Origin of the sequence: Ralstonia mannitolilytica, assembly GCF_905397375.1 — a bacterium.
Classification (GTDB): Bacteria; Pseudomonadota; Gammaproteobacteria; order Burkholderiales; family Burkholderiaceae; genus Ralstonia; species Ralstonia mannitolilytica.
Genome location: NZ_CAJPVG010000003.1, coordinates 272955 through 296776 on the forward strand (window position 1 = coordinate 272955; position 23822 = coordinate 296776).

Here is a 23822-nt window from a genome sequence, read left to right on the forward strand (position 1 = left end):
TCACTGCGCTTCAGGCGCTGGGCCGCTGCTGCTTCACGATCGTCAATGCTGACGCAATCATCGTGCTCAGGTCGCCCATGTTGCCCGGCACGATGAGCGTGTTGCCCTGCTTGGCCAGGTTGCCGAACGCGCTCACATACTCCTCCGCCACCTTCAGGTTGACCGCGTCGATACCGCCTTCGGTGCGGATCGCCTGACCGATCTTCTGGATGGCCTGCGCGTTGGCCTCGGCCACGGCAAGAATGGCTGCCGCCTCGCCCTGCGCCTTGTTGATGGCCGCCTGCTTCTCGCCTTCCGACTTCTGGATCGCGGCCTCGCGCGCGCCGGACGCCAGGTTGATCTGCTCCTGGCGCTTCCCTTCCGATGCCGCGATCAGCGCACGCTTTTCGCGCTCCGCCGTGATCTGCGCCTGCATGGCGTGCAGGATCTCCTTCGGCGGCGTCAGATCCTTGATCTCATAGCGCAGCACCTTCACGCCCCAGTTCGAGGCCGCCTCGTCCAGCGCGTTGACCACGCTGTGATTGATGAAATCGCGCTCCTCGAACGTCTTGTCGAGCTCGAGCTTGCCGACCACGGAGCGCAGGGTCGTCTGCGCGAGCTGCGTGATAGCGATCACGAAATTGCTCGAACCGTACGAGGCCCGCATCGGGTCGGTCACCTGGAAGTACAGGATGCCGTCCACCTGCAGTTGCGTGTTGTCCTTGGTGATGCAGATCTGGCTCGGCACGTCGAGCGGGATTTCCTTGAGCACGTGCTTGTAGGCGACCCGGTCGACAAACGGCAGCACGATATTGAGCCCCGGCGACAGCGTTGCGTGGTACTTGCCCAGGCGCTCCAGAATCCAGGCGTGCTGCTGCGGCACGATCTTGATGCCCTGCGCGATGAGCACAATGGCCGCAAACAGGACGATGATCGCGAGAGTCCCCAGCTCGAACATAGAACCTCCGTGGTTGGGCGTGTGGGTTGTTATTTGGGGGCAACGACAAGCACGTTGCCGCGGACTTCAACAATGCGGAATTCACCGGCCGACGCCGCTGCATCGGGTGCCAACTCAACGTCCCATGCGGCACCGCGGTATTGCACGCGCGCACGGTGCTCGGGCGACCACGCATCGACCCGCAGCACCTCCCCGATATCCAGATTGACGTTGCGGTTGCGAGCGGCATCTTCGCGCGGGATACGGCCGTAGCGCGACCGCCGCAGCGCCACGATGCCGAACACCGCGATGATCGCCGCGACCACGGCCTGGGCGGGGAATGCCAGGCCGGACAGCGCCGCCAGGCCGCCAGCCACCAGGCCCATCGCGACCATCAGCAGATAGAACGTCCCCGTCATCAGCTCGCCGATGACGAGCAGCACGGCAAGCACGAACCAGACGGTCTGAGCCGACATACTCCCTCTCCCTGAATCCCAGAAAAAAGCCCCCGCGACGCTGCACGTCTGCGGGGGCATGTCGCTCGGCCCCCGCCAGCATCTCGCGCTGCCGGGCACTTCGCGTTCTTGTTGGCGCGCACCCCGAAGGATACGCACCTTGTCTTACAACACTCTAGCTCAGGCCGAGCCCAGCTTCTGCCAGGTTTCGATCACCGAATCCGGGTTCAGCGAGATCGACGAGATGCCTTCCTTGGCCAGCCACTCGGCAAAATCCGGATGATCGGACGGGCCCTGACCGCAGATGCCGACGTACTTGTTCATCGACAGCGCCGTGGAGATCGCGCGCTGCAGCATGAACTTGACCGCCGGATCGCGCTCATCGAAATCCTTGGCCAGCAGCTCCATGCCGGAGTCCCGGTCCAGGCCCAGCGTGAGCTGCGTCAGGTCGTTCGAACCGATCGAGAAGCCGTCGAAGTACTGCAGGAACTGCTCGGCCAGGATCGCGTTGGACGGCACTTCGCACATCATGATCAGGCGCAGGCCGTTCTCGCCGCGCTTCAGGCCGTACTTGGCCAGCAGCTCGACAACCTTCTCGGCCTGGCCGAGCGTGCGCACAAACGGGACCATCACCTCGACGTTGGTCAGGCCCATCTCGTCGCGCACGCGCTTCATGGCGCGGCATTCCATCTCGAACGCTTCGGCAAAGTCCTCGGCGATGTAGCGCGAGGCGCCACGGAAGCCCAGCATCGGGTTTTCTTCGTCCGGCTCATAGCGCGAACCACCGATCAGCTTCTTGTACTCATTGGACTTGAAGTCCGACAGGCGCACGATGACGGGCTTCGGATAGAACGCGGCGGCAATCGTCGCCACGCCCTCGGCCAGCTTGTCGACGTAGAACGCGCGCGGGCTGGCATGGCCGCGGGCCACGCTTTCCACGGCCTTCTTCAGGTCGCTGTCGACCTGGGGATAGTCGAGAATCGCCTTTGGGTGGACGCCGATGTTGTTGTTGATGATGAATTCCAGACGGGCCAGGCCCACGCCGCCATTCGGGATCTGGCAGAAATCGAACGCCAGTTGCGGGTTGCCGACGTTCATCATGATCTTCGTGCTGATCGTGGGCATTTCGCCCCGCTGCACTTCGGTCACTTCGGTTTCCAGCAGGCCGTCGTAGATCTTGCCTTCGTCGCCTTCGGCGCAGGAAACGGTCACCAGCGTGCCGTCCTTCAGCACGTCGGTGGCATCGCCGCAGCCGACCACGGCCGGCACGCCGAGTTCACGCGCGATGATGGCTGCGTGGCACGTACGGCCGCCACGGTTCGTGACGATGGCGGAGGCGCGCTTCATCACCGGCTCCCAGTTCGGGTCGGTCATGTCGGCGACGAGCACGTCGCCCGGCTGCACGCGTTCCATCTCGGCCGGATCGTTGATCACGCGCACCGGGCCCGTGCCGATCTTCTGGCCAATGGCGCGGCCGGTGGTGAGCACCGGTGCCGAACCCTTCAGGCGGAAGCGCTGCTCGACCTTGCCGGCAGCCTGGCTCTTCACGGTCTCGGGGCGGGCCTGCAGAATGTAGATCTTGCCGTCCTTGCCGTCCTTGCCCCACTCGATGTCCATCGGGCGGCCGTAGTGCTTCTCGATGATGACGGCGTACTTGGCCAGCTCCGTCACGTCGTCGTCGGTGATCGAGTAGCGGTTGCGCAGCTCACCCGGCACGTCGACGGTCTTCACACGACCGGCTTCGCCTGGCGCGGTGAATTCCATCTTGATCAGCTTGGAGCCGATCGAGCGGCGGATGATCGGGTACTTGCCCGCCGCCAGCGTCGGCTTGAAGACGTAGAACTCGTCCGGGTTCACGGCGCCCTGCACCACCGTTTCGCCCAGGCCGTAGCTGGAGGTGATGAAAACGACATCCTGGAAACCCGATTCGGTATCGATCGTGAACATCACGCCCGAAGCGCCGCAATCGGAACGCACCATGCGCTGGATACCGGCCGACAGTGCCACCACGTCGTGGGCGAAGCCCTTGTGGACGCGGTACGAAATCGCGCGATCGTTGTACAGCGAGGCGAAGACGTGCTTGATCTTGTCGAGCACATCGTCGATACCGAGCACGTTGAGATAGCTCTCCTGCTGGCCGGCGAACGACGCGTCGGGCAAGTCCTCGGCGGTGGCGGACGAACGCACCGCGAAGGAGGCCTCGGCACCTTCGCGCTTGGACACGCGCTCGTAGTGCTCGCGGATTTCCTGCTCCAGGCGCGGCTGGAACGGCGCGGTGGCGACCCACTCGCGGATCTCCTTGCCGGCGGCGGCCAGCGCTTTGACGTCATCGACGTCGAGGCTGGCCAGGCGCTTGGAGATGCGCTCGGTCAGGTTGTTGTGTGCAAGGAAATCGCGGAACGCCAGTGCCGTGGTGGCAAAACCGCCCGGAACGCGCACGCCGGCGCTGTCCAGCTGGGAGATCATCTCGCCCAGCGAAGCGTTCTTACCACCAACGACCTCGACATCGGTCATCCGCAATTGCTCGAACGGCAGCACATAGGCGCCGTCTTGCGACAGGTTAGTCATACAAGCCCCTAAACTAAGTGAAAAACCGGTCGGATGCGCGCGGGCTTTGCTCTTGTCGTCTGGCCGCACGAATCGCTTGGCTAAGCCATCCGCAGCGGCGCCGCGGCGGCGGCTCTGACATTGTCTGACGCCGGACGGGCCCGAATTGCTTAGCTAAACGATCGCCGCTATTCTACCGTGCCGCAGCACGAATTCCTGCCGGCGTGCTGGAAAAACCCCTCCTTTTCGATGACTGACCTCGCCGCCTCATCTGGCACCCCCGCTGCCGCCCGCGCGCCCGTCCGCACCGTGTTCATCGTGTCGGATGGCACCGGGATCACCGCTGAGACCTTCAGCCATTCGATCCTGGCCCAGTTTGAAATGAAGTTCCGCCAGGTGCGGATTCCGTTTGTCGACACGATCGACAAGGCGCATGTTGCGGTCGCCAAGATCAACGAGGCATTCCACGCCGAAGGGGTGAAGCCGATCGTCTTCACCACGCTGGTGGATGCGGAGGCCAACGAGATCGTCCATCGGGCCAAGGCCACCATCCTGGACATGTTCCAGACCTTCATCGAGCCGCTCGAGAAGGAACTCGGCCTGAAGTCGACCCACGCCATCGGCCGCTTCCACCAGAACGCCGATACCGAGGCGTACAAGAACCGCATCGAGGCAATCAACTTTTCACTTGCGCACGATGACGGTCAGTCACACAAGAACCTGGCGGAGGCCGATGTGATCCTGGTGGGGGTCTCGCGCAGCGGCAAGACGCCGACGAGCCTCTACCTGGCGATGCAATACGGCGTGAAGTCGGCCAACTACCCGCTCATCCCGGACGATTTCGAGCGCGGCAAGCTGCCCTCGGTGCTGTACGACTACAAGAGCAAGATCTTCGGGCTGTCCATCGATCCGCAGCGCCTGTCGGAAATCCGGAACGAACGTCGCCCAGGCAGCAAATATGCGGCCCTGGAAAACTGCCGCTATGAAGTGAACGAGGCGGAATCGTTGATGCGGCGCGAGGGGATCAAGTGGCTGTCGTCGACGCACAAGTCCATCGAGGAAATTGCCACGACGATCCTGCAGGACATCAAGATGGAGCACAACAACTACTGAACGCGACGTTCCCGAGGAAGACGGCCGGCATTGCACCGGCCGTTTTGCTTTTGCGGCGCCCGGTCAGGCTCCGTTGCGCACCCAGTTGCCACCGTGGGCAGCGGCTTGCGCCGCGGGCGAGCTCGCCAGATATGCCAGTGCCTGCTCGGTGGAGCCCTCGTGATGCGGCGTGTAGCTCGGCCGGAAATAGCGCAGCGCCGCCCCCAGCATCTTCCAGAACGACGGCAGGCAGCCTCGCCGCGAGCCGTGCCACCATCCGCGGATGAAGCCGGGAAAGCGCCTCGCGCCCGGATCGCGCTTGTACATGAAGCGGAAGCCCGTGACCAGGAAATACAGCAACAGCAGGATCGTGGTCAGCATGTGGAAGCAGCGCTCGGCGTACGTCCCACCCATGTGGCGGAAGATGTCGAACGCCACGGTGCGGTGCTCGACTTCCTCGGCGCCGTGCCAGCGCAGGAGGTCGAGCATGACCGGATCGGCGTGGGCGGCATCCAGCCCCTTTGCGTTGAGCACCCAGTTACCGAGATAGCCGAAGAAGTGCTCCAGCGCGGCGATGATGCCGAGCTGCTGTCGCAACCAGAAACGGGTGTGGCCGATCTTCAGGCCGAGCGGCCGTTCGCCGAGCACCTTCGAGAACAGCCAGTCCAGCCGTTGCGTGAAGGGTTGCGTGTCAATGCCGTGGTCCTTGTAGTAATGCGCAAGCACACCGCCATGCGAGCGCGAATGGACGGCCTCCTGCCGCAGGAAGCCCTCCGCGTCGGCGCGCAGCTTCGTGTCGGCAATCAACGGCAGGGCCTTGTTGTAGACGCGGCAGAACCACAACTCCCCAGCGGGAAACAGCAGGTTGAGGATGTTGATGATGTGCGTGCTGGACGGGTCGCCGGGAATCCACTGGATGGGCGTGTTCGCCCAGTCGAAGCGGACGTGGCGGGCCTTGATGTAATAGTCGGGCGCGGTCATGGCGGGTCTCCTGTCGTTCTCGTTCGCCGCACTCAATCACCGGTGATGCTCACACGCGCGATCAGCCTGCCGAGCCATGGCGCATAGCGGGAGATCAAGCGCGACGCATGCGCCTCGATGCCGATCGTGACGACGGGCTGGTTGCGCAGCACCGCGCGCAGCATCGCTTTGGCGACCATTTCGGGTTTCAGGCCGCGCAGCTGGTAGAGCCGGGTTGCGCGGGCGCGCAATTGCGCCTGCCGCGCCACGGTGGCACCGGCATAGACGGTCGAGGCCATGATCCCGGTCTGCGCAAAACCCGGGCAGATGGCCGAAACGCCGATGCCGTGCCCGGCGAGCTCGCCCCGCATGCATTCGGACAGCATCAGCACTGCGGCTTTCGTCGTCGCATAGGCCGCGAGATCGCGCGACGGAGCAAACGACGCGGCCGAGGCGGTATTCAGGATGTGCCCGCCCTGCCCACGCTCGACCATCTGCCGCGCGAACAGCCGTGCGCCGTGGATCACGCCCCACACGTTCACATGCAGGACGCGTTGCCAATCGCCCTCGGTGGTGTCGACAATGCCGCCGGCCATGCCGATGCCCGCGTTGTTGACGACGATGTCCGCGCCGCCAAGCGCCTTGCCGACCCACTCGACCAGCGCCTCCATCTGCTCCGCGCTGCCGACGTCGGCGGCGCGCGCCCACGCCACGCCGCCGCTGAGCCGGACCAGCGTGGCGGTGCGCTCGGCGTCTTCGGCCCGGATGTCGACGGCGACAATGGCTGCGCCCTGCTCGGCAAACTCGAGCGCCGCACACCGGCCGATGCCGCTGCCCGCCCCCGTGATGACGGCCAGCTTGCCCGCGAGTGGCCTGCGGTCGCCATGTTGGCGGGCGCGCTGCAGCGCTTCGGGCTCCGGCGCGCCTTCGATGTGGTCGATCAGCTCGCGCGCCAGCTCGGCCATGCGCCCCGCGTGCGTAACGGGCAGCCAGTGCCCCGCAACGACCTCCCGCCGCCAATACTGCGGCGCCCAGCGCGACAGGTCTTCCGACAACGCTGGGCTGACGTACTTGTCCAGCGTCGGCACGATGACCTGCACCGGCGCGTGTGCGACACGCTTGCGCGGCGCAAACAGGCTGCGGATGAAGTTGGCGCGATACAGCGACACGCCGTTCACGCCGTCTGCCGTCTGTGTCGCGCGCGGCGTGATGGCGGTCTTCTCCACGCGGCGAAGCACGCGTGGCCAGGCGCGGCCCAGCCACAGGCGCCAGCTCAGCTCCGGCACGATCGGCAGGTGGAACAGCAGCACGTACCACGAGCGCACGAGCTGCCCCAGCATCTTGCCCAGCGACGCCGGCGTCGGCCGCAGCAGCCGCGCGCGCATCCAATGCCCGACGTGGTCGAGGCACGGTCCCGAGCACGACGTGTACGACGCGATGCGCCCGCGCAGGCGTTCCTCCGTCACGAATTCCCACGACTGGATCGAGCCCCAGTCATGCGCGATGAGGTGGACGGGCTTGCCCGGGCTCAGTGTATCGATGACAGCGATGAAGTCCCCGGTGAGCCGCGCGAAGGTGTAGTGGCGCATCCCCCTGGGTGCGCTCGATCGCCCTGCGCCGCGCACGTCGTAGGCGATGACGTAGTAGTCGCGCGCGAGCAGCGGTGCCATGTCGTGCCAGACCTCGCTGTTGTCGGGATAGCCGTGGACGAGCACGACGGTCGGGCGCGCCGGGTCGCCCCACGTTTTGACGGCCAGCGTGACGTCGCCGGAGTGCACGGTGCGCTCGGCGCGCGGGAACGCCGCGGCCGGCTCGAACAGCGCCAGCGGGGCCTCTTCGAGAAGCGTCTGCATCGGAAACCTCCGGCGCCGTCAGGCCGCGCGCTGTTGTGTCATCTGGCGCTGCTGCCAGCGGCGCACGTGCGGCAGGTCGTCGTCGAGCCAATACGCATCGTCCTCCGTAATGACGAGCAGCTCCTCGAACTTGGCGCCAACGCCGTGGAAGCCCAGGTGAGGCTCGACCGCCCACAGGCCGGGCACCGGTGCATGTTCCGAGCGCCGGTCGATCGACCACAGCGGCGACCACCCCTCCTGCTTGCCGCTGCGCACCTGCTCGAGCATCAGGTTGCGCGTGGCGTTCAGCCCGAACCGCGCCACGAAGCGCGGCGTGGACGGCCTCTGCAGCTTTGCCACGCGATGCGCGAGCACCTTGAACGGATACGCCTTGTGGCGCGGTTCCACGCCCTGCTTCATGCAGAGCTGGTCCACCGCACGTGCCACATCCGCCATCGAGCGTCGCTCGCGGACCAGCCGCACGATGCGTTCGCGGTGCGCCATCAGGTCGTCCTGCAGTTGCTCGAGGATGGCGTTCTCCCCGAGGCACATGGCGTAGCCGACATCGGCAATCACGCCATTGCGCACCGGCGCCACGTCGAGGATGACGGGCATGTTCTCTTCCAGCCGCCGCGACGATGGAAAGAACGCCAGATTGAAGCCGCCCAAGTGAGCAAGGCCCGAAAAACCCTGGAACGCCGTGCGATCACCAAACCAGGCAAACGGCTTGTGCAGCCAGTCGTGTACGCCGCGATCGCCAAGCCATTCGGTGAGCAGCTTGGCAGCATCCTTTTCCGTCATGCCCGGGCGAAGCATGGCTCCGACGGCCTCGACGCACTGGTAGGCAAGCTGCTGGATTTCGCGGAATTGCGCCAGTTCGTCCATATTGACGTGCGCCAGCGTGGGGGTCGGCATGGCGGTCTCCTTGAGTCTGGTTATCTGGGGCGCTCAACGGTGCCGCCACCAATGTTCCATTACTCAATGGCAAAGTCAATGCAGGTTTTGGCGTTTGAAAACACCGTGTGATGGACAGTCGGCAGAAAAATGGCGCCCTAACGCGCCCGACGTTGGCGCACAGCCTCGAACAGGCAGATGGCTGCCGCGGCAGCCACGTTCAGGGATTCCATCCCGCCCGGCTGAGGAATCACGACGGGAGTGGTCACCGCGGAAAGCCAGACGTCCGACACGCCTGCGCCTTCATTGCCGAACACCCAGCCAACGGGCGTATCGAGCCGTACATCGAACACCGCCTGCCTGGCATGCGAGGACGTCGCCAGCAACGGCACTTGCAGGCGCGACTTCACGCTCTCGAACGTGCAGTGCTCAACGATATTGAGATGGAAATGCGCGCCCATTGCCGCGCGCAGCGTCTTGGCGGACCACGCAAAGGCACAGCCTGCCGTCATGAAGACGTCGCGCACACCCGAGGCGGCGGCGCAACGCAGGATCGAGCCCACGTTACCGGCGTCCTGGATGCCATCGAGGATCACGCAGTCGGCATCGATGACATGCGGCAGGCGCCCTTCCGGGGTGTCGATCAGGGCCATCACGTCGACCCCGTTCACGACCGTCGTGAGTTGGCTGAACAACGGGTCGGCCAGCAGAATGATCGTCTGCGGATCGACGCGATCCAGCAGTGGCGCGACCTCGGGATGCGCCAGGTGCCGTTCAGAGACGAGGCACTGCTGCGGTATGAACCCGGCATCGAGATAGGCCGCGACGAGATGCACGCCATCGAGCATGGACTGCCCGGCGCGCCGGCGCTGCTGCGTGGAACCCGACAGCGCCTTGAGGTGCTTGAACACCGCGTTGTCGCGGGAGGTGATGTGCTTCACGGAATGATCGGGCCCAATGTCAGTCGTCCCATGCGCTTTGGGCCGCGGCGGCTTCGGCGGTCATCACCGTGAGGCCTTGCAGCGCGCGGCGCACAGGTGCGAACGAGCGGCGATGATGCGGCGTCACGCCATGCAAGTCGATTGCCGCGAGGTGTTGTGGAGTGCCGTAGCCGGCATGGACGTCGAAACCATAGTGCGGGAATTCGACATGCAGCGCGGCCAGTTGCCGGTCGCGCGTGACCTTGGCCAGGATGGACGCCGCCGAGATGGCCGGCACCAGCGCATCGCCCTTGACGACGGCCTCCACGGCAAACGCCACCTGAGGGCAGCGGTTACCGTCCACCTGCACGAGGTCGGGCAGCGCGCCTTGAGCGGCCACGCCCTGCACGGCGCGCTGCATCGCGAGCATCGTGGCGTGCAGGATGTTGATGCGGTCGATTTCTTCAACGGTGGCTTCGGCGACGTGCCAGGCCACGGCTTTCTCGACGATCTCTTCGTACAGCGCCTCGCGCTTCTTGGCGGTGAGGATCTTGGAATCGGCCAGGCCCTTGATGGGCTTGCGGGGGTTGAGGATCACCGCAGCGGCCGTCACGGGCCCGGCGAGCGGCCCGCGCCCGGCCTCGTCCACGCCGCAGAGGATGCGGCGCACGCGCTTGCCCGCCGGCGCTTGCACGAGCGGCAGACCCAGTTGCGCAGGATCGGGATTGCGTCCAGCCATGGTGTCAGAGCCTGCCGCGGCTGCGCAGCAGATCGACCACGACCTTCGCGCCGATCTCCGCCATGTTCTGCTTGAGCGTCAGGTGCATCTGCGTGAAGTGCTCGCGCAGGAACGTGGCGTTGGCGTGGTCGCTCAGCTGCAGCAGCGTCTCGCGCGCGAGCGCCTGGGGCGTCGCGTCATCCTGCAGCAACTCCGGCACGACGAAGCGGCCCGAGAGAATGTTCGGCAGGCCCACGTAGGGCAGATAGCCCTTGCGCTTCATGATCTGCGCCGTGAGCCAGGGCACCTTGTAAGTGATGACCATGGGCTTCTTGTACAGCGCGGCTTCGAGCGTGGCCGTGCCGCTGGCCAGCAGGATGACATCGGCCGCCTCCATCGCTGCATGTGACTGGCCGTCCACCACCCACAGGTGCAGGCCCGGATGCTGGGCACGCAACGCATCGATGCGCTCCCGCAGCATGGCATTGGCCGCCGGCAGCACGAATGCGAGGTCCGGCTCCACCAGCTGCATGCGGGCCATGGCGGCAAACAGCGTCGGCCCGAGATGCTTCACCTCGGAATTGCGGCTGCCCGGAAGCACGGCAACGACCTTGCGGCCCAGCGGCAGCCCCAGGCGCGTGCGGGCGCCTTCCACGTCCGGCACAAGCGGGATCTCGTCGGCCAGCGGATGCCCGACATAGGTGGCCGGAATCCCGGCCTTGGCATAGATCTCTGGCTCGAACGGGAACAGGCACAGGATGTGGTCGACCGCCTTGGCGATCGTCTTGATGCGGCCCGCGCGCCACGCCCAGATCGACGGGCTCACGAAGTGCACCACCGGCACACCCGCCTGCCGCATCGCGATCTCGACGTTGAAATTGAAGTCCGGCGCGTCGACGCCGATGAAGGCCAGCGGCGGCTTGGCCAGCAGGTCCTGCTTGAGCTCCTTGCGGATCGCCAGGATCTCGCGCAACTGGCCGAGCACCTCCACATAGCCGTTGACCGACAGCTTGTGCATCGGCCAGTTCGACTGAAAGCCCTGCTCGGCCATGCGTGCCCCGCCGATGCCGCGGTAGGCGATGTCGGCGGGCAGCTGCGCATGCAGCCCCTTGAGCAGCAGCGAGGCCAGCAGATCGCCGGACGCTTCGCCGGCCACCATGCCGATGCGGCGCACCGGCGCGGTCGGCTCGGTCAACGCACGATGCCGCGCTTGGTCGCGGCAATGAAGTCGGCAAACGTGCTGAGCGCCTCGCGGGTCGGGGCATCGCTTGCCTGGGCCATCTGCGCGGCAATTTCGGCCTTGGCCTGGTCGAAGCTCAGATCGCTCTTGTAGAGCAGCTTGTACGCCTGGCGCAGGCCGGTGATCTGTTCCGCCGTGAAGCCGCGGCGACGCAGGCCTTCCACGTTGATGCCGTGCGGGGCGGCCTTGTTGCCGCCCTTGTCGCTCGCGGCGATCACGAATGGCGGGACGTCCTGCACGAGCGCAGAGGCGCCACCGAGCATGGCGTGGGCGCCAATCCGCACGAACTGGTGCACGCCGGACATGCCGCCCAGGATCGCCCAGTCGCCCACTTCCACGTGGCCGGCAATCTGCGCGTTGCTGGAGAACACGGTGTGGTTGCCGACGCGGCAATCGTGTGCGATGTGCACGTAGGCCATGATCCAGTTGTCATCGCCGATGGACGTGATGCCCGCATCCTGCGCAGTGCCAGTGTGGATCGTGGTGAACTCGCGGATGGTGTTGCGATCGCCCACGATGAGCTGCGTCGGCTCATCGCGATATTTCATGTCCTGCGGGCGGCCGCCCACGGACGCGAAGTGCCCGATGCTGTTGTCGCGGCCGAGCGTCGTGTACCCCTCCACCACCGTGTGGTGGCCGATGCGCGTGCCCGCGCCGATACGCACGTTCGGCCCCACGACCGTGAAGGCCCCGACTTCCACGCTCGAGTCGAGCTCAGCCTTGGGGTCGATCTGGGCGGTCGGATGGATCTTGGTGGCGCTCATGCCTCACCCTTCGGTTCGTCCTTGATGATGGCGCACATGATCTCGGCCTCCGCCGCAAGCTCACCGTCCACCATGGCGAACACCTTGAACTTCCAGAAGCCGCGCTTGCCGCGCAGCACTTCGGCGTTCAGGGAAAGCTGGTCGCCCGGCACAACCTGACGCTTGAAGCGGGCGGCGTCGATGGCCGTGAACAGGTACAGATCGTTCTCCTGGCGCTTATGATCCGGATCGCCAAACGTCAGCAGCGCAGCGGTCTGCGCGAGCGCTTCCAGGATCAGCACGCCTGGCATGACCGGATGCCCCGGAAAGTGGCCATTGAAGAACGGCTCGTTGAACGTCACGTTCTTGATGGCCTTGATGCGCTTGCCGGCCTCGAGCTCCACCACGCGATCCACCAGCAGCATCGGATAACGATGCGGCAGCAGGTCCAGAATTTTCTTGATGTTGAAATCGCTGACGAGGCTCGTCGTCGCGTTAGATGCTTCGGTCATGATTCTTGTCGCAGGTCCTTGACCTGCTGTTCCAGTTGTTGCAACCGTTCGCGCATGCGCGTCAGGCCTCGAACGATGGCCGCGTTGCGCTCCCAGTCGCCATGCGGCATGAACGGGAAGACGCTGGTGAAGTGGCCACCGGGTTTGGTGATGGACTTGGTGATGGACGTGCCGCCCGACACCGTCACGCGATCGGCAATCGTCAGGTGGCCGGCAAAATTGGCCGCGCCGCCGATGATGCAGTAGCGCCCGATCTTGGTGCTGCCCGAGATGGCGGCACAACCGGCGATGACGGTATAGGCGCCCACATGCACGTTGTGCGCGATCTGCACCTGGTTATCGATCTTGCAGCCCTGTTCGACCACCGTGTCGGCCATGGCGCCGCGGTCGATGGCGGTGTTCGCGCCGATCTCGACGTCGTCTCCAATGACGGCCCGGCCCATCTGCGGAATCTTCACCCACTCGCCGCCCTGCGGCCCAAAGTCCGGTGCAAAGCCAAAGCCGTCTGCGCCGATCACGGCGCCGCTATGCACGATGCATCGCGCGCCGATCACGCAGCCGTGGTAGATCGAAACGTTGGCGTAAATGAGCGAGTCATCGCCGATGCACGCACCCGCACCCACAAAGCTGTTGCCGACGATTCGCACGCGTTCGCCCAGCACCGCGCCGGCTTCGATGATGACGTTCGGCCCGATCGAGCACGACGCAGGCACCACAGCACCCTCGCCCACGCTCGCGCTCGGGTGAATGCCGGGCGCAACGGGCCGCGCCGACAGCGCAACAAAGCGCTGCGCCACGCGCGCAAATGCAGCATACGGGTTGGCGGCCACCAGCCAGTTCCGGCCGGCAACGTGCCCCTGGCTTTCGAGCGTCTCCAGATCACGGGCCGACACAATGATCGCGCCCGCGCCCGAACTCACGGCCTGGTTGAGGTACAGCGGATTGGAAAGAAAAGCGAGCTGATCGGCGCCCGCCTGATCGAGCGGCGCGATCGACTTGACGATCAGGCCAGCGTCACCCTGGACGGTCGCGCCGAGCGACGCGGCAAGCTCACCAAGCGAAAACGACATGGGAACAACCTCATTTCGCCGATTGCGAAGTGTTCAGGGCCTTCAGCACATCGTCGGTGATGTCGATGCGGGGATTGACGTACACGGCTTCCTGCACGATCAGGTCGTACTTGCGCTGTTCAGCGATCGACCGGATGACGCGGTTGGCGCGCTCGAGCACCTGGGCCAGCTCTTCGTTGCGACGCTGGTTCAGGTCTTCACGGAACTCGCGCTGCTTGCGCTGGAAGTCACGGTCGAGGTCCGACAGCTCACGCTGACGGCGCGTCCGGTCGGAATCGGCCAGCACGGCGGAATCCTTGTCGAGCTTGTCCGACATGGCCTTGAGTTTGGAGGCCATGTCCTGCAGTTCGCGGTCGCGCTTGGCGAACTCGGCTTCCAGCTTGGACTGGGCCGCCTTGGCCGGCTGCGAATCGCGCAGGATGCGCTCCGAATTGACGGCAGCGATGCGGGCTTCCTGCGCCGCGGCGGGCGACGCAACACCGGCAGCAGCCAGCGCGACAAATGCAGCGGACACGCCCATGCGGGACAACGTGATGCGCGTGGATTTCATGATGAATGCGGTCATTAGAATGCAGTCCCGATCTGGAACTGGAAGCGTTGCGTTTGATCTTCGGTCTTGCGCTTGAGCGGGAAGCCCATGCTGATCTTCAGCGGACCGATCGGCGAGAGCCACGACAACCCGAAGCCCGTCGAATACCGCATCTCGCTGAACTTGTACGGTTGGCCTTCTGCAAACACGTTACCGTAGTCGAAGAACGTGAACAGGCGAACGGTACGGTCCACGCCCGAACCCGGCAGCGGGAAGATGAACTCGATGTTGCCGACGAACTTGCTCGCGCCACCGATGGCCACGCCGTTGGCGTCGCGCGGGCCGAGCGTGCTGGTTTCATAGCCGCGCACCGAGCCGATACCGCCAGCGTAGTAGTTCTTGAAGACCGGGAAGTCGCTCTTGCCGTAGCCGTGGCCGTAACCGATTTCGTTGTTGAACGCCATCGTGAACGACTTCGACAGCGGATAGAAGTACTGGTGCTGGTAGTACGCACGGTAGTACTGCAGATCGCCGCCCGGAATACCGAATTCCAGGTTGGCCTGCTGATAGCGGCCGCGCGTCGGCACCAGGGCACTGTCGCGCTGGTCCTTCGACCAGCCGATCGTGATCGGGAAGTTGTTCGTGATGCGGCCGTTCTTGGCAACGTAGTTCTGATAGGCCAGCGGCGTGTTGGCCGTCACGTCGATGGTCGTGCGCTCGTAGCCGATACCGAAGAAGACCGTATCGGTTTCCGAGAACGGCACACCAAACTTGACGTTGCCGCCCTGCTGGACGACGCGGTAGTCCTGGTCACCCGTGTAGTACAGCGGGCGGTACGTGCGGTAGTACAGCTCGGTCGAGCGGCTGATGCCATCCACCGTGAAGTACGGATCGTATTGCGTGACGGCAATCGTGCGGTTCGACTTGGACGTGTTCACATCCAGGCCGAGGCTGGTACCGGAGCCGAACACGTTGTCCTGGCGGATACCTGCCGACAGCACCAGCTTGTCGGTCGACGAGAAGCCCACACCCAGGTTGATCTGGCCGGTCGGCTTCTCGGTCACGTTGACGTTCACATCGACCTGGTCGGCCGTGCCCGGCACGTCCTCGGTGGTGATGTTCGCGTCGGTGAAGTACCCCGTGCGGTTGATGCGGTTCTGCGAGAGTTGCAGCTTTTCGCCGTCAAACCACGAGGCTTCCATCTGGCGCATTTCGCGGCGCACGACTTCGTCGCGCGTCTTGCTGTTGCCTACCACGTTGACGCGGCGCACGTACACGCGACGGCCCGGATCGACCACCAGCGTCAGCGCAACCGTGCGGTCCTTCTGGTTGATCTGCGGCTGCGGGTTGATGGTCGCAAACGCGTAGCCGTACGTGCCGAGCAGGTCGGTGATCGCCTTGGTCGTCGACGACAGCTTGGCCGACGAGAACACGTCGCCCTGCTTGAGCTTGATGAGCTTCTCCATTTCGGGCTGCTTGCCCAGCAGCTCGCCGGTCAGCTTGATGTCGGACACCTTGTACTGCTCACCCTCGTGGATGTTCAGCGTCAGGTAGATGTCCTTCTTGTCCGGCGTGATGGAAACCTGGGTCGACTCAATGGCGAATTCGAGATAGCCGCGATCGAGGTAGAACGAACGCAGCGCCTCCAGGTCAGCCGTGAGCTTCTGCTTCGAGTACAGATCGTTCTTGGTGTACCACGACAGCCAGTTCGGTGTGGAAAGCTGCATCTCGTCGCGCAGGTCCCCTTCGGAGAAGGCCTTGTTGCCGACGATGTTGATCTGGCGGATCTTGGCCGTCGGGCCTTCGTCCACGGTGAACGTGATCGACACACGGTTCGCATCGACCGGCGTGACGGTGGTCGACACTTCGGCGGCGTAGTAGCCGCGCGAAACGTACTGACGCTTGATTTCCTGCTCGGCGCGATCGATCAGGGACTTATCGTAGTAGCGGGCCTCGGCCACGCCCACGCCGCGCAGCGTGCGGCGCAGCGCTTCCTTGTCGAACTCCTTGAAGCCGATGAATTCGAGCTGCGAGATGGCCGGGCGCTCTTCCACGCGGACCACGAGCACGTTGCCCTCAGCGCGGATCTGCACATCCTTGAAGAAGCCGGTGTTGTAGAGCGCGCGGATCGATTCTGCGCCCTTGTCGTCGGTGAAGGTCTCACCCACCTTCACGGGCAGATAGCCGAACACGGTACCCGGCTCGACGCGCTGTACCCCCTCCACGCGAATGTCCTTGACGACGAACGGCTCCACTGCATGAGCCTGACCGGCAGTAACGGTCAGCACGGAAGCCGCCAGCACGCTGAGCGGGAAGCGATGTTGTCTGATCAATCTAATCCCCTAATTGGATCCGGTTGGGAATCCACTTCTGAGTGTTTTCGAAACGCTGGGTTGCCCGCTCACGCCTGTGGCAACGATGAGGCTTGCAACACGTCTAGCCTCGAGTCAGGAATAACCGACTCAGATCGTTGTACAAGGCGAGCGAAGTGAGAAGCAGGATGCAGGCGACGCCGATCTTCTGAAGGACTGCTTGCCAGGATTCCGGCACGGGTCGGCCTGTCAAAAATTCCACGCAATAATACAGCAAATGCCCCCCATCCAATACCGGAACGGGCAATAAGTTCAGGACGCCGAGGCTGACGCTGATCAACGCCAGAAAGCTCACAAACGTCTGCCAGCCAAGGCTTGCCGCCTTGCCTGCAAAGTCGGCCACCGTAATCGGGCCACTCAGGTTCTGCAGCGACGCCTGCCCCACGATCATCTTGCCCAGCACCTGCAGCGACAGCACGGAAGTCTGCCAAACCTCACGCACGGCATGCGCGAATGCGGCGCCCGGCTCGTCGCGGATCAGGGCCGTTTCGACCTTCTGATTCAGTTGCGCGCCAAGCTTGCCGAGCCTCGGACCATTCGGGTTCTTCGGGTCTGCGCTGGCATCCGGACGCACCGGCAGCGTCATCGGCTCACCATTGCGCAGGATATCGATCGACGCATTCTGCTCGGGCATGGCGCGAATCTGGCGGATCAGGTCGGTCGCCTGGTCTGCGGGCACGCCGGCAAAGCGAACGATCTGGTCGCCGGCCTGCAACCCGGCACGGGCCGCCGCACTGGCCGGCAGCACATCGACAACCGTCACGGGGCCGCCTTGCAGGCGCAGACCGATCTGGTCGATCACGTCGGCCTGCGGCGTGCGCGCGGCGCTCGGCAGGCCTTGCAGCCGGACGGTGCGCTCGGCGCCGTCGGTTCCGCGCACCACGACCACCGCCTCATGCCCACCAATGCCGGCCGAGTACAACCGCATGCGGACGTCGCTCCAGCTGCGGACCGGCGTGGGCGCCTCGCTTTCCGTGCCGACCGCAATCACGCGGTCCTTGGCCCGCAGATCGGCTTGCGCGGCAATGCTGCCGGGCGGCGGCGCGCCCAGGATGGGCAGTGGCTCCACGGCGCCGACCCACGCCAGCGCCGCATACAGGACGATCGCCAACAGGAAATTGGCGAGCGGCCCCGCGGCAACGATGGCGAATCGCTTATAGACGGGCTGATGATCGAACGTCCGCGGCAAGTCTTCGGGCAGGATGGGCGGATCCTTCTCCGGATCGCGCGAGCCTTCGCCGAGCATCTTGACGTAGCCGCCCAGGGGAATGGCGCAGATCGTCCATTCCGTACGGTCGGGCCCCCGGCCGACACGGCGGAAGAGCACCTTGCCGAAGCCGACCGAAAAACGCAGCACCTTGACGCCGCACAGGCGCGCGACGCTGTAATGGCCCAGTTCATGAATGACGATCAGTACCGCGATCGCGAAGACAAAGGCTAAAACAGTCTGCAAGAACCTTCTCCGGATGCACTGAAGGACATGCGCAGGATCGCCCCGCGCAAAGCCGCTATGTTACCCGCTCGCTCTGACCGCCCGCTTTCAGGCGGCCGGCAGTTGCACACGGGCAGTTCCGATGTAGTGCTGCGCGTGGGCCCGCGCCTGGGCGTCGGCGGCAAAAACGGTGTCCAGCGAGTCGGCTGGAACGATGGACGCACGGCCCAGGGTATCGGCCACCACGGCAGCGATGTCGGTGAACCGGATGCGGCGCTGCAAAAATGCCTCAACGGCCACCTCGTTGGCTGCGTTCAGCACAGCAGGCGCCGTGCCGCCGGCACGTAGCGCATCAAAGGCAAGCGCCAGACAGGGAAAGCGGCGCAGGTCCGGCGCCTCGAACGTCAGCGTGCCGGTGGCCGCAAGGTCGAGCAGCGGCACGCCCGCGTCAATGCGCTCGGGATAGGCCAGCCCGTACGCGATCGGCGTGCGCATGTCGGGGTTGCCCAGTTGCGCGAGTACCGAGCCGTCGTCGTACCCGACCATCGAGTGAATCACGCTCTGCGGGTGAATCAGGACCTCCAGGCGCTCTACCGGCACACCGAAGAGCCAGTACGCCTCGATCACTTCCAGCCCCTTGTTCATCATGGTGGCGGAGTCGACGGAGATCTTGCGACCCATGACCCAGTTCGGGTGCGCACAGGCCTGGTCTGGCGTCACATCGGCGAGCGTATCGACGTCGCGCGTGCGGAATGGACCACCCGAGGCGGTCAGCACGATGCGCGACACCCCGCGCCCAAACTGCGGCGCCTGCGGCGGAAGACACTGGAAGATCGCGTTGTGCTCGCTGTCGATCGGGAGCACGGTGGCGCCATGCTGGCGCACCGCCTCCATGAACAGCGCGCCCGACATCACAAGCGCCTCCTTGTTCGCTAGAAGCACGCGCTTGCCGGCGCGCACGGCCGCCAGCGTCGGACGCAGCCCCGCCGCACCGACGATGGCGGCCATCACCGCATCGCAATCGGGGTGGGCGGCGGCGGCCTCGAGGGCATCGGCGCCGGACCGAATATCGATACCGGCCGCATCGGCGCCCAGGTGGTCGCGCAAGGCGTCCGCCGCCGCCACCGAGCCGAGCACGGCCATTTGCGGATGAAACTCGCGGCACAGTGCGGCAAGCTTGTCGGCCTGCGCGTTGGCCGTGAGCGCCAGAATGCGGTACTTGTCCGGATGGCGGCGCACCACGTCGAGCGTGCTGTCGCCGATGGAGCCAGTGGCGCCAAGAACTGTCAGGCGAATCATGTCCGGACGCCTCAGGAAATCAGCAGCGCGGCGAGCGGGAACACCGGCAGCAGCGCGTCGATCCGGTCGAGCACGCCGCCATGGCCGGGCAGCAGGCGGCTGCTGTCCTTCATGCCGACCTGGCGCTTGAGCAGCGATTCGAACAGGTCGCCGCCGATGCTCGCGGCCACCAGAAGCAGCGTCAGCACCAGGGCGACCAGGGTGCCGCGCCGATCAAATTCATACGAAAACCAGGTCGGCGCAAACCAGTGGGTCAGGCCCGCCACGGCGGCAATCAGCGCGACCAGCACGGCGCCCCCAATCGCCCCTTCCCAGGACTTGCCCGGGCTGATGCTCGGCGCGAGCTTGCGGCGGCCCACCGCCTTGCCGACAAAATATGCCCCCACATCGGCTGCCCAGACCAGCACGGCCACCGACAGCAAGAACGCGATGCCCTCTGCACGCAACGTACTCACTGCATGGACAAACGCCGGCAGGATCACCATCCCAAGGAGCGCAAACACCAGCTGCCGCCCACCTTGCAACGCGCGAATACCGCCCGCCAGCAGCATCCACGCCACGAGCCATGCGACAACGTCTGCGTAAAACAGCAGGCGGACATCGCCGCGGGCGGGAATGTCGTACCACGCGATCGTCAGCAGAACGACGACCACGGCGTACAGCAGGGGGCCCCAACTGCCCGGCAGACGCACGAGGCGGCCCCATTCCCAGGCGGCCAGGGCGGCGAACACCGTCACCAATCCGACCAGCCCGGCGGGCGGCGCGAAAAACAGAATGGGAAGGATGACAATCAGCAGGCAGACAGCGGTAACCACGCGGGTCAGCAGCATGTGTCAGGCTCCGGCGGACAGCGCGGGGGGGACATCGGTTTCGAGTTGGGCGCTGGTGCGGCCGAAACGGCGCTCGCGGTTGCGATACCACGCAAAGGCGCGGTCAAGCTCGGCGGCATCGAAATCGGGCCAGTAGCGCTCGGTGAAGTACAGCTCGGAATACGCCAACTGCCACAACAGGAAGTTGCTGATGCGCTGCTCCCCGCCCGTGCGGATGAAGAGATCCGGTTCCGGTGCATAGGCGAGTGCCATGTACGGCGCGAGCGTTTCCTCGGTGATCGCTTCGGGCGCAATGCCGGGCTGCGCGGCCAGCAACGCGCGCATGGCCTGGAGAATGTCCCAGCGCCCGCCGTAATTGGCGAGGATCGTCACGGTGAGGCCGGGGTTGTTGGCCGTCTTGGCCTCGGCCTCGCGAATCAGCAACTGGATACGCGGGCTGAACGCCGCCAGATCGCCGACCACGCGCAGGCGGATGCCGTTTTCGTGTAGCTTGCTCACTTCGCGGCGCAGTGCCGTCATGAACAGCTTCATCAGGAACGTGACTTCCTCAGCCGGGCGACGCCAGTTTTCGGAGCTGAAGGCGAACAGCGTGAGATAACCGACACCGCGGCGGGCCGCGGCTTCCACCGTGGCGCGCACGGCTTCGAGGCCGCGGCTGTGCCCGGCGACGCGCGGCAGATGGCGCTCGGTCGCCCAACGACCGTTGCCGTCCATGATGATGGCCACGTGCCGAGGCGTGTCGGCGGTATCGGGTACCGCCAGTGTGGAACTGATATGCATGAATCGGATTTCCCGCCGCCCGCGCCCAGTGCGCATGCAGTGGGATACGGCCTTACACCGTCATGATTTCCTTGTCTTTCTCGGCGACGAGCTTGTCGATCTCGGCGACGAACTTGTCGGTCAGCTTCTGAACCTCATCGCCGCCACGACGCTCGTCGTCCTCGGAGATGGCCTTGTCCTTGACGAGCTTCTTCAGTTGCTCGTTGGCATCGCGGCGCAGGTTGCGCACGGCGACCTTGGCATCCTCGCCCTCGCCCTTGACGACCTTGGCCAACTCCTTGCGGCGCTCTTCGGTCAGCGGCGGCGTCGGCACGCGGATGAGGTCGCCCATGGTGGCCGGGTTCAGGCCCAGGTCCGCTTCACGGATCGCCTTTTCCACGACTTGCACCATCTTCTTTTCCCACGGCTGCACACCGATCGTACGGGCGTCCACCAGCGTCACGTTGGCGACCTGGCTGATCGGCACCATCGAGCCGTAGTAGTCGACCTGCACGTGATCGAGCAGGCCAGTGTGCGCGCGGCCCGTGCGGATCTTGGCCAGATCCGCCTTCAGAGCCTCGATCGACTTCTGCATTTTCTGCTCGGTATTCTTCTTGATATCGGCGACGCTCATACTTCCTCCGAACGATAACGGCCGGCCAGATGCGCACCCCGGGACACGACACAGGGCATCGGCACGGCCGAAAAGACAATAGGCGATTTTACATGGAAGCCGTTCGCCAACGCCATTGATGCGGCGTCAGCGAACGGTAAAAAGACGCTTGCGGCAGCGGGCGAGGCGGCCTTAGACGTGAACGAGCGTGCCCTCGTCCTCGCCCATGATGACGCGCTTGAGCGCGCCCGGCTTCTGGATCGAGAACACCTTGATGGGCAGCTTCTGATCGCGGCACAACGCGAATGCCGTCGCATCCATCACCTGCAGGTTGCGCGAGATGGCCTCGTCGAAGCTGATGGTGGTGTAGCGGGTGGCGCTTGGATCCTTCTTCGGATCCGCGGTGTAGACGCCATCGACCTTGGTGGCCTTCAATACGATTTCCGCGCCGATCTCCGAGCCGCGCAGCGCAGCCGCCGTATCGGTGGTGAAGAACGGGTTGCCCGTACCCGCCGCGAAGATCACGATCTTGCCCTCTTCCAGCTGGCGAATGGCGCGCGGGCGGATGTACGGCTCAACCACCTGGTCCAGGCGCAGCGCCGACTGCACGCGCCCCTCGAGGTTGGCGTGGCGCATGGCATCCTGCAGCGCCAGCGCGTTCATCATGGTGGCCAGCATGCCCATGTAATCGGCCGTGGCGCGGTCCATGCCGGCCGCACCGCCAGCCACACCGCGGAAGATGTTGCCGCCGCCGATCACCACTGCCACCTGCACGCCCAGCTTCACGATTTCGGCGATGTCGTTGACCATCCCTTCGATGGTGCCGCGATTGATGCCGAAGGCATCGTCGCCCATCAGGGCTTCGCCGGAAAGTTTGAGTAGAACGCGCTTGTAGGCAGGCATGGAGATCCTCGTGACGATTCCTGAGACGGGAGACAGGAAAGGGGGAAACGACGCTGCGATTGGCGAAGCCGGGCTTCGCGCATCCCGCAACCTTCTTGCGGGGGAGCCGTCCGGGTGGAATCCCGGGCGACGCCCGCGCAAGGAGGCTGCACCTGCAAACAGGGCACCTTGCGGTGCCCTGTTTGCTCGGCATTATACGATCGCGCCGACGGAGAAAAGTTGCCCTGCCGGCCAGCGCCGGAGGGCGGATCGACTCGCCATCGGAAGCAATCGAACCAGCATTACGCCTGTTGCTTGGCAGCCGCCACCTGGGCAGCCACTTCGGCAGCGAAGTCGTCCTGCTTCTTCTCGATGCCCTCGCCCACCACATACAGCGTGAAGCTCTTCACGGTCGTGTTGGCAGCCTTGAGCATCTGCTCCACGGTCTGCTTGTCGTTCTTCACGAACGGCTGATTCAGCAGCGAGACTTCCTTCAGGTACTTCTGCACGCTGCCTTCCACCATCTTGGCAACGATTTCGGCCGGCTTGCCGGACTCGGCAGCCTTCTGCTCGGCAATGCTGCGCTCCTTGGCGATCAGCTCAGCCGGCACGTCGTTCGACGACAGTGCCACCGGCTTCATGGCCGCCGCGTGCATCGCCACGTCCTTGGCGGCCACGTCGTCGCCTTCGAAGGCCACCATCACGCCGATGCGGGTGCCGTGCAGGTACGAAGCGAGCTTCGAACCCTCGAAGCGCTGGAAGCGGCGGATCGTCATGTTCTCGCCGATCTTGCCGATCAGGCCCACGCGCACGTCTTCCACCGTCGGGCCGAAGCCGTCCTGCGACAGCGGCAGCGCGCCGACAGCCGCAACGTCAGCCGGGTTGTTCTTGGCAATCAGTGCGGCGACCGAGTTGGCGAAGGCCAGGAACGAATCGTTCTTCGAGACGAAGTCGGTTTCGCAGTTGATCTCGACCAGCGCGCCGGTCGTGCCTTCGACGGCTGCGGCGACCACGCCTTCAGCCGTGATGCGCGAGGCGGCCTTGCCAGCCTTGTTGCCGAGCTTCACGCGCAGGATCTCTTCGGCCTTTTCCATGTTGCCTTCGGCTTCGGTCAGGGCCTTCTTGCATTCCATCATCGGCGCGTCGGTCTTCGCGCGCAGTTCTGCCACCATGCTTGCGGTAATTGCCGCCATTCTCATGCTCCTTG

22 protein-coding genes are annotated in these 23822 nt (G+C 64.8%); 1 reads left to right on the plus strand and 21 read right to left on the minus strand.

The window, feature by feature from the left end:
* Window positions 1–10 precede the first annotated feature (10 nt).
* From KHN96_RS09375 to ppsA, 3 genes are all read right to left on the minus strand, one after another.
* Complete coding sequence (locus KHN96_RS09375) at window positions 11–937, minus strand: SPFH domain-containing protein (RefSeq protein ID WP_045786771.1); 927 nt, start codon at window positions 935–937, stop codon at window positions 11–13.
* Between the two features lie 29 nt (window positions 938–966).
* The gene (locus tag KHN96_RS09380) at window positions 967–1392 is read right to left on the minus strand and encodes an NfeD family protein (protein ID WP_062739158.1); all 426 of its coding nucleotides are present in this window, start codon (window positions 1390–1392) and stop codon (window positions 967–969) included.
* A 159-nt stretch (window positions 1393–1551) separates the two neighbouring features.
* Window positions 1552–3939, minus strand: coding sequence for a phosphoenolpyruvate synthase (ppsA, locus tag KHN96_RS09385; RefSeq protein ID WP_062739157.1), 2388 nt, complete (start codon window positions 3937–3939; stop codon window positions 1552–1554).
* A gap of 228 nt (window positions 3940–4167) precedes the next feature.
* Here ppsA and ppsR point away from each other — a divergent pair, with 228 nt between their 5' ends.
* On the plus strand, window positions 4168–5031 hold the full coding sequence (gene ppsR / locus KHN96_RS09390) for a posphoenolpyruvate synthetase regulatory kinase/phosphorylase PpsR (RefSeq protein ID WP_045786768.1): 864 nt from the start codon (window positions 4168–4170) through the stop codon (window positions 5029–5031).
* Between the two features lie 63 nt (window positions 5032–5094).
* Here the strand turns inward: ppsR and KHN96_RS09395 are convergent, their stop codons facing one another.
* From KHN96_RS09395 to tsf, 18 genes are all read right to left on the minus strand, one after another.
* Window positions 5095–5991 (minus strand): metal-dependent hydrolase, encoded by an 897-nt coding sequence (locus KHN96_RS09395; RefSeq protein WP_062739156.1) that lies wholly within the window; start codon window positions 5989–5991, stop codon window positions 5095–5097.
* A 32-nt stretch (window positions 5992–6023) separates the two neighbouring features.
* Entirely contained in the window at window positions 6024–7823 is a 1800-nt protein-coding gene (locus KHN96_RS09400; protein ID WP_062739155.1) for an SDR family oxidoreductase, read from the minus strand.
* Between the two features lie 18 nt (window positions 7824–7841).
* A complete protein-coding gene (locus KHN96_RS09405; RefSeq protein WP_045786765.1) occupies window positions 7842–8717 on the minus strand; it encodes a M24 family metallopeptidase in 876 nt (291 codons plus the stop codon).
* Between the two features lie 137 nt (window positions 8718–8854).
* The gene (locus KHN96_RS09410; RefSeq protein ID WP_045786764.1) at window positions 8855–9637 is read right to left on the minus strand and encodes a TrmH family RNA methyltransferase; all 783 of its coding nucleotides are present in this window, start codon (window positions 9635–9637) and stop codon (window positions 8855–8857) included.
* A gap of 19 nt (window positions 9638–9656) precedes the next feature.
* Window positions 9657–10355, minus strand: coding sequence for a ribonuclease HII (gene rnhB, locus KHN96_RS09415; RefSeq protein WP_062739154.1), 699 nt, complete (start codon window positions 10353–10355; stop codon window positions 9657–9659).
* A gap of 4 nt (window positions 10356–10359) precedes the next feature.
* Entirely contained in the window at window positions 10360–11493 is a 1134-nt protein-coding gene (lpxB, locus tag KHN96_RS09420; protein ID WP_373271739.1) for a lipid-A-disaccharide synthase, read from the minus strand.
* Between the two features lie 32 nt (window positions 11494–11525).
* Entirely contained in the window at window positions 11526–12338 is an 813-nt protein-coding gene (gene lpxA, locus KHN96_RS09425; protein ID WP_045786761.1) for an acyl-ACP--UDP-N-acetylglucosamine O-acyltransferase, read from the minus strand.
* On the minus strand, window positions 12335–12829 hold the full coding sequence (fabZ, locus tag KHN96_RS09430) for a 3-hydroxyacyl-ACP dehydratase FabZ (protein ID WP_045786760.1): 495 nt from the start codon (window positions 12827–12829) through the stop codon (window positions 12335–12337). The genes lpxA and fabZ overlap by 4 nt, the downstream gene beginning before the upstream one ends.
* Entirely contained in the window at window positions 12826–13899 is a 1074-nt protein-coding gene (gene lpxD, locus KHN96_RS09435) for a UDP-3-O-(3-hydroxymyristoyl)glucosamine N-acyltransferase (RefSeq protein ID WP_045786759.1), read from the minus strand. The genes fabZ and lpxD overlap by 4 nt, the downstream gene beginning before the upstream one ends.
* A gap of 10 nt (window positions 13900–13909) precedes the next feature.
* The gene (locus KHN96_RS09440; protein ID WP_045786758.1) at window positions 13910–14464 is read right to left on the minus strand and encodes an OmpH/Skp family outer membrane protein; all 555 of its coding nucleotides are present in this window, start codon (window positions 14462–14464) and stop codon (window positions 13910–13912) included.
* Entirely contained in the window at window positions 14464–16761 is a 2298-nt protein-coding gene (gene bamA, locus KHN96_RS09445; protein ID WP_045786757.1) for an outer membrane protein assembly factor BamA, read from the minus strand. Before bamA ends, KHN96_RS09440 begins: the two co-directional genes overlap by 1 nt.
* Before the next feature lie 103 nt (window positions 16762–16864).
* A complete protein-coding gene (gene rseP / locus KHN96_RS09450; RefSeq protein WP_062739153.1) occupies window positions 16865–18253 on the minus strand; it encodes an RIP metalloprotease RseP in 1389 nt (462 codons plus the stop codon).
* A gap of 87 nt (window positions 18254–18340) precedes the next feature.
* Window positions 18341–19531 carry a 1-deoxy-D-xylulose-5-phosphate reductoisomerase gene (gene ispC / locus KHN96_RS09455; RefSeq protein WP_045786755.1) on the minus strand — a complete coding sequence of 397 codons (1191 nt, stop codon included), beginning with the start codon at window positions 19529–19531 and terminating at the stop codon, window positions 18341–18343.
* 11 nt (window positions 19532–19542) lie between these two features.
* Window positions 19543–20361: a phosphatidate cytidylyltransferase gene (locus KHN96_RS09460; protein ID WP_045786754.1), complete on the minus strand. Its 819-nt coding sequence runs from the start codon at window positions 20359–20361 to the stop codon at window positions 19543–19545.
* Between the two features lie 3 nt (window positions 20362–20364).
* Window positions 20365–21141 (minus strand): polyprenyl diphosphate synthase, encoded by a 777-nt coding sequence (gene uppS, locus KHN96_RS09465; protein WP_045786753.1) that lies wholly within the window; start codon window positions 21139–21141, stop codon window positions 20365–20367.
* 52 nt (window positions 21142–21193) lie between these two features.
* Window positions 21194–21754: a ribosome recycling factor gene (frr, locus tag KHN96_RS09470; protein WP_045786752.1), complete on the minus strand. Its 561-nt coding sequence runs from the start codon at window positions 21752–21754 to the stop codon at window positions 21194–21196.
* A gap of 171 nt (window positions 21755–21925) precedes the next feature.
* The gene (gene pyrH, locus KHN96_RS09475) at window positions 21926–22636 is read right to left on the minus strand and encodes a UMP kinase (RefSeq protein WP_045786751.1); all 711 of its coding nucleotides are present in this window, start codon (window positions 22634–22636) and stop codon (window positions 21926–21928) included.
* Between the two features lie 281 nt (window positions 22637–22917).
* Window positions 22918–23808, minus strand: coding sequence for a translation elongation factor Ts (gene tsf, locus KHN96_RS09480; protein ID WP_062739152.1), 891 nt, complete (start codon window positions 23806–23808; stop codon window positions 22918–22920).
* Between the last annotated feature and the right edge of the window lie 14 nt (window positions 23809–23822).